We start from the raw sequence: 6,187 nt of genomic DNA on the forward strand, positions 1-6,187 counted from the left end.
ACCTTTCGTTCTCAGTGAGGTGTGTGTATTTCATGTTTTTTACTTCTTGGCGGGAGCAAACTTCATGATTATCGCATCTCACTGTTTTTATGTTCAGAGGTGTCGCACTTCGTACTTGAATCCAAGAACCCTAACAAAGCATTTAAGAGTGATTCGCAACGCTTGGCAATTTCGCTTCGCTCAAGTATAGCCAAGCGCCGCTCACACCTTAATGCGGCGTTATACGCCGGAGTACTACTTGTGCTAGATATAATAAAATATAAATTGAGTAATAAATGACGACACAACAATACCCGCCAATCAACTATGATGGCGCTCGAAAAGTATACAAAGATCAACCAGGAAATATTGCGGCTTTGACCGATGTAATCACACGCAGGTTGGCGCAAAGTGAAGAGTGGAATTATGTCAATCCAGGAGATTTGGGGTTTGCGCTTTACACTAGATCACTATATTTAAAACTTGCGGACATTGACAGTGCATTGCACTCCCTCGTCGCTTGGCAGTATTTTGACTCAAAAAGTATTGAATATGCCTTACTGGAGGATGGCGAAAAGATTACGATTTCGTTACCAAATAAAGAGGTGTCATTTGGTTTTCACTCTGATAGGGATCGCCGTGGGATTGAAGGCGCGCACCTGGAGATATCCACATGGCGCTCTTTGTTGTGCGAAGATTTTGATAGCGCAAGACGCTTCGTTAAAATCGTGGATCACCCGCAAGTTAAATGGCGGAGCGAATCTGGTGATACCTTCATTAGGTTGCTCGGGTGTGTTTTCAGCTTGAGTGATGGCGAGCCTATGAATTTGATTCAGGAGTACGTCAACCATAGTGCCTCTGAGCCGGTGAGTCACGATAAGCCTGATAGTGTCACCTACCTCGATTTATCAGTGATCGATGTGATGATGAAAGTATTTGGTGGCGCTGATGAAAAAACCTACCAGAAGGCAATGTACTCTGCAGTTCAAAATCACCATGAATATTGGAGCCAGCCACGTCTGAATGATTCAGAACACGGCTATTTTTCCATGCAACTGACCACCCTAGCCAAAGTCGCCTTTGCAAGGTATGGTTACCGCATTGGTTTTGACACTGACTATGTACCAGAGGTGTTCTATACCCAACCGCTACCCACGTTGAGCTATGACTTTTTAAATAAATACACAGCACAAGAACACGACTAAACGGTATTGTCTCTTCTGGTTTGCGTATAACAAACTGTTTAAGAGTGATTCGCAACGCGTGGCATTTTTATTATGCGTTGGTTTAAGTGATTAAGGCGGCATGCGGAAGCATCGGTATTGCATTGCTCACACCTTAACAGGGCGTTAGTACTGGATTGGCATCAACGGTAAAAATTTCGGGGTTTATCGGTTTCTTTTCCTTGCTTTACACCTGGTCAAATGTGCCTTTCACGTTCTTTCCGGTGGCACTATATGTGGAGTGTTCGCTTTGACTTCACCGTTTACGGTTTCTAACTTTCGGGCTATTTCTCTGGTGTGGTTTCTTTAATGCTGGGAAACTCTCGTCAAAAACTGAGTTTTTTTGGCGCTGTTGTTTAGTTCTGCAGCCCGTCTCCTTTGTTAATTTGAAAGCGGCGAAAATAGGGCAGTTAAGCAAGTTTTTCTTCTAGCCAACTTGCGTTTTGAGATTGAGCTCTAGTTTGGTAGTTGTCTGTTTGGCTTAAGCGTTTTAAGCCAAAAATTTCGTGCTATATTTCAATATCTTGGCATGTGCCAAATGTTCACGAGCAGCGTACTAACAAGTTGCTTAAGAGTGATTCGTAACGCGTGGCATTTTTGGTATGCGGTGTCTTCAGTGATTAAGGCGTCGTGCGGTAGCTTTTGTATTGCGTTACTCACACCTTAGCAAAGCGTTAGTTTGCATGGATAAACTCTCACCCCAGTTATTATTTCTAGGGTGAAAGTCATGTTATTTCAGATGATTCTGGGGTAGCTGTGATTGACCTAAGACAGCCACGACTAAGATAAAGTCATCTTCTTTGGTGAAATAAGCTGTGTGTTTTCCAATCGGGAAATAAAAGCCATTTGGGTATATCTCGTCACAACTTCTTCCTAAACCTGGATTATCAGCTAGCATCTGAAACCCTGATAGCAAAGTGTCTTTATAGTTGCGCCACTGTAATTCAGAAAAATTTTCAACAGTGTAGTTTTTGACTTTGCGCAAGTGAGATTGCGCTAAGTTACTTAGCTTGTATTTGTTCTTTTGCATAAGTTAGTTACAGCGAGTTCAGAAAGCTTTCGCCATCAACAGTGTTTCCATTGTTCAAGTCTTCTTTAGCTGACTTAAAGCAGTGTTTGAGGTACTCAACTTTCATAGCTTCTAGCTCTTCAAAGTCACGAATAGACATGACAACGACAGTATCTTTACTGTTTTTGCTGATTTTTACTGGCTCACGTTGTGCGCTCAGAAGTAGTTCGCCGAAATTTCGTTTGGCATCATTGGCTGTTAATGTATGCATGGTCAGTTCCCAATTGAGTGTACAGTTAGATTATAATGCATCGCATGAAATGTTCAATTTAATTAAATCGTGCGATTTGTGCGAAGTGCAAACTAACAAACTGTTTAAGAGGGATTCGCAACGCGTGGCATTTTCACTATGCGTCGGTTTAAGTGTTTAGGGTGGTATGCGGCGGCTGTTGTATTGCGTTGCTCACCCCTTAACAGGGCGTTATGTGCATGCGACTATGTGAACAAACTCGCAGTGATTCAAGGCGTTGAGTGTATTTTTCGTATTCCATAGAACAATAGGCAAAGGAGGTTCTATGATGCGTAAAATTGAATTTGTGGGTTATCCCAGAGCACTGTCTCAGAGCATATCAGCAGTGATTGGTGGTGTGTTAATTCTGCTGGTAATGCAGTTTGTCTTTTCGATAGAACAGAGTTTTATTGCCTATGGTGCAGTTGTAGTTGGTGCTATTTTCCAATACATCAGTGCTTTGAGGAAAAGCGAAAGCAACCTAACAACAGATACCGAAGAAATATATTTATTTGGCATCCCCGCAGCATTAAGGCACCAGAGGTCAATCTTGGGAAGACGATATATTCGTATTACGTCTTTGACTCCAAAAGGGTATCACAGGGTAAGGGTATTGGAATCTTGGGTATCCAAAAGTGACTGGCAGCTAATGCTGGGAAAATGCACATAACAAGCAATTTAAGAGGGATTCACAACGCTTGGCACTTTTGCTTCTACTTCAAATTTAGTGTTTATGGCACAGTATTTTAGGTTTGGGTGGAGGCGTTGTTCACCCCTTAATTGGGCGTTAGCTTAAATCATTAACAAGGATGAGAAATAGAAAATGGATATTTGCAGCTATTTTGCTCATTGGTGGACCTTCACTATTGCCATTTAGTTTGGAAGTGATATCCCTAATTGAGTTACTAAGCTTTTTTGGATTATGGACAATTTATTCATCCTACGCTGAATATTTGGTGAATCATCCTAGATTCAAAAAAGGTCTGCGTTTAGCTACTAGTTGGGATTTTCAGCCGCAAATGCTGTTCTCTCCGAGTGAACTTAAGGCATGTCCCCAGTTAGTTTTTCATATGCTTCCAGTTCAGAGTGTAATGGTCTGGACTTTGAATATTCTGTTTTGGGGTGGTCTGGCTTGGTGCTACATAATTTAAGCTAACAAATTGTTCAAGAGGGATTCGCAACGCGTGGCATTTTTACTATGCGTTGGTTTTAGTGATTAAGGTGGCATACGGCAGCATCGGTATTGCGTGGCTCACCCCTTAACAAGGCGTTATACGAATAGAGGGAAATTATGTACAAAAGTACTGATTTTAACTTGGATTCAAAAGAGTTCAGGTTTAAGAAAGACTCATATCCTTTGTCTAAGATAAACAATGTTAGGGTTAAAAAGTTAAGTTTTCTTGATAACTTAGGTCAAGTTTTATTCTGGGTGTGTGTTTTTTCAGGGGCAGTTTGGTTAGTTATTCCAAGGTTGGAAGAGGTGCCACAATGGCTACTAGTTTTAGTTCTTAGTCTGACGGTTGTAGGTTTGGTTTTTGCTCTTTTTCGTTGTTCTAAATATGCACTTCAAGTCGAGTTTCGCCACATAGATGAAACGGGCGTTCAATGGGTTAATGTCGCTAAGTCATACTCAAAGTCAGATTGTGAGTTATTTGAACAGCAAGTGTTGGCACTAAAGAAATTCGTATAACAAATTGTTCAAGAGTGATTCGGCACGCGTGGCATTTTTATTATGCGTTGGTTTTAGTGGTTAAGGTGTTATGCGGAACCTTCGGTATTGCGTGCCTCACACCTTAACAAGGCGTTATGTTTTTCTTCCCAGGTTGAAGTTATGGATTTTGAAAGTAGCCTTCTAGATATTCATCACCTATACGGCAATCAGCTTTCTGATGAGCTTATAGAGTTTTTTACTGCTTATGCTGGTAGTGAATTATCCGAATTAGAAATTGAACTTACAGTCAATTACTACGGAAACATCACTCAGCAAGAATCTCTTGAAAAGATATGCAGTAGTCGCGAAGTTATCGAGATTCATCAATATCTCGGTTTCTTGGAAGATTATGTGGTGCACTTTGAAATAAGCAAAGATTTTGTAGAAGCACAACATTTATACCCGGTTGCTTTATCGTATGATTCTTTATACTTAATTTCCCTGTCGGGAGTACACAGCGGGAAAGTTTACCATGCAGACAATGGTGACTTCGGTATTGGAGTGGTATGCAATAGCCTAAAAGATTTTAAGAAATTAGTTGGGTTGTTGTAACTAATTTCTTAAAAACATAACAAAGCATTTAAGAGTGATTCCCAACGCTTGGCATTTTCAGTTCAAGGTAGGGTTTCGTGTTTACGGTGCAATGGTTTAGGTTAAGTGGCTGCGTTGCTCACCACTTAAGCGGGCGTTATGTGCTTTCGGAGAAAACGATGAATAAGTGTCTAATCATTATATTAGCTAGTCTTTCGTTTGGTGCTCTTGCTAAAGAGGAGTCCATTGACTGTAATAACGCGATGACCACAATCGAGATAAATCAATGTGCCGCTATTGAATTAGAGTCAGCACAAGTTAAATTAGATAAATATCTAAGCACTAGCTTTGAGCACAACTCTCATGACCCAGAACTGATCGCAGCAATTAAGCTTGCTCAACAGGATTGGCAAGCATATATGTCCTCTCACTGTGATTCGGTTTATACGCAATGGCGTGATGGAACTATTCGTGGAATTATGGGGATATCGTGCAAAACCAAGTTAACTAAGCAAAGAACGCACGAGTTATGGGAAAACTTTTTAACTTATATGGACAGTACACCACCAGTTTTACCGGAGCCAAGTGTAGAGTAGGTTTCAACCACGTACATAACAAACTGTTCAAGAGGGATTCGCAACGCGTGGCATTTTCACTATGCGTTAGTTTCAGTGTTTAAGGCGGTATGCGGAGGCATCGGTGTTGCGTTGCTCACCCCTTAACAGGGCGTTATGTTGAGAAGGAAGTTATGAAAACTTTATTGAAACAAAGTAAATTGGTCAGTTTTAAATTAATGTATAGCTTTGTCACTAGAGTATTGATATGTGGCATGTTTGCTTACTACTTAGTCGAGATATCTAAGGCTCCATTTTTAACACAACTAGGGTACATCGCATTTTTTTGTGCTGTATCTTTAGCCGCTGAGTATTTAGCATCCAAACCGAAACAGTCGCTAGAAGTTGTGCTTGATGGTAATAGTTTATCTCTTTTAGGTACAAGTATAAATACTGCTGATATTCATGAAATTTTGTATGCGCAAACCAAAAGGTTTGAACATACGGTAAGGTTTCGTTTCAAAAATCAGACCTATCAAGACTTTGAATTAGCTTCTCCTAACTTAATTGAAGATCTACGTTTTTACAATTTTCTAGTTGAAAACCAGTTGCCTGTGAAGATGCTAGATAGTTATGAACGCGTTACTTAACATCTCAACATAACAAATTGTTCAAGAGTGATTCGGCACGCGTGGCATTTTTACTATGCGTTGGTTTTAGTGATTAAGGTGTTATGCAGAAGCTTGGGTATTGCGTGCCTCACACCTTAACAAGGCGTTAACTGGCGCAGAAAATATGAAAGCACATTGATACCGTTACTAGGTTCAGAGGTTTAGCGTGTTTGGTCGGTTCCCTTAATTAAGCTAATGCGACTAATTTCAATTTGGTACT

At 40.6% G+C, this 6,187-nt stretch carries 8 protein-coding genes; 6 read left to right on the forward strand and 2 right to left on the reverse strand.

All coding sequences use genetic code 11. The features are described 5' to 3' along the window. Positions 1-275 precede the first annotated feature (275 nt). Complete coding sequence (locus tag FKN16_RS23815) at positions 276-1,184, forward strand: Imm49 family immunity protein (protein ID WP_170903692.1); 909 nt, start codon at positions 276-278, stop codon at positions 1,182-1,184. 748 nt (positions 1,185-1,932) lie between these two features. Here the strand turns inward: FKN16_RS23815 and FKN16_RS23825 are convergent. Beyond that, positions 1,933-2,232, reverse strand: coding sequence for a type II toxin-antitoxin system RelE/ParE family toxin (locus FKN16_RS23825; protein ID WP_015296889.1), 300 nt, complete (start codon positions 2,230-2,232; stop codon positions 1,933-1,935). Positions 2,233-2,239: 7 nt separating this feature from the next. Further along, positions 2,240-2,482 carry a type II toxin-antitoxin system Phd/YefM family antitoxin gene (locus FKN16_RS23830; RefSeq protein ID WP_005442033.1) on the reverse strand — a complete coding sequence of 81 codons (243 nt, stop codon included), beginning with the start codon at positions 2,480-2,482 and terminating at the stop codon, positions 2,240-2,242. A gap of 307 nt (positions 2,483-2,789) precedes the next feature. Here FKN16_RS23830 and FKN16_RS23835 point away from each other — a divergent pair, with 307 nt between their 5' ends. The 5 genes from FKN16_RS23835 to FKN16_RS23870 all read left to right on the forward strand — a co-directional run bounded on the left by FKN16_RS23835 (position 2,790) and on the right by FKN16_RS23870 (position 5,946). Further along, complete coding sequence (locus tag FKN16_RS23835) at positions 2,790-3,170, forward strand: hypothetical protein (RefSeq protein ID WP_212756558.1); 381 nt, start codon at positions 2,790-2,792, stop codon at positions 3,168-3,170. A 621-nt stretch (positions 3,171-3,791) separates the two neighbouring features. Then, positions 3,792-4,190 carry a DUF6232 family protein gene (locus tag FKN16_RS23845; RefSeq protein ID WP_017058505.1) on the forward strand — a complete coding sequence of 133 codons (399 nt, stop codon included), beginning with the start codon at positions 3,792-3,794 and terminating at the stop codon, positions 4,188-4,190. Between the two features lie 141 nt (positions 4,191-4,331). After that, positions 4,332-4,763 carry a hypothetical protein gene (locus FKN16_RS23855; RefSeq protein WP_031820161.1) on the forward strand — a complete coding sequence of 144 codons (432 nt, stop codon included), beginning with the start codon at positions 4,332-4,334 and terminating at the stop codon, positions 4,761-4,763. Between the two features lie 158 nt (positions 4,764-4,921). After that, positions 4,922-5,338, forward strand: a complete 417-nt coding sequence (locus FKN16_RS23860; protein ID WP_170903694.1) for a lysozyme inhibitor LprI family protein — start codon at positions 4,922-4,924, stop codon at positions 5,336-5,338. A 152-nt stretch (positions 5,339-5,490) separates the two neighbouring features. Further along, positions 5,491-5,946 carry a hypothetical protein gene (locus FKN16_RS23870; protein WP_074191380.1) on the forward strand — a complete coding sequence of 152 codons (456 nt, stop codon included), beginning with the start codon at positions 5,491-5,493 and terminating at the stop codon, positions 5,944-5,946. Positions 5,947-6,187: the final 241 nt, after the last annotated feature.

Origin of the sequence: Vibrio sp. 11-4(1), assembly GCF_013048625.1 — a bacterium.
Taxonomy (GTDB): domain Bacteria; phylum Pseudomonadota; class Gammaproteobacteria; order Enterobacterales; family Vibrionaceae; genus Vibrio; species Vibrio diabolicus.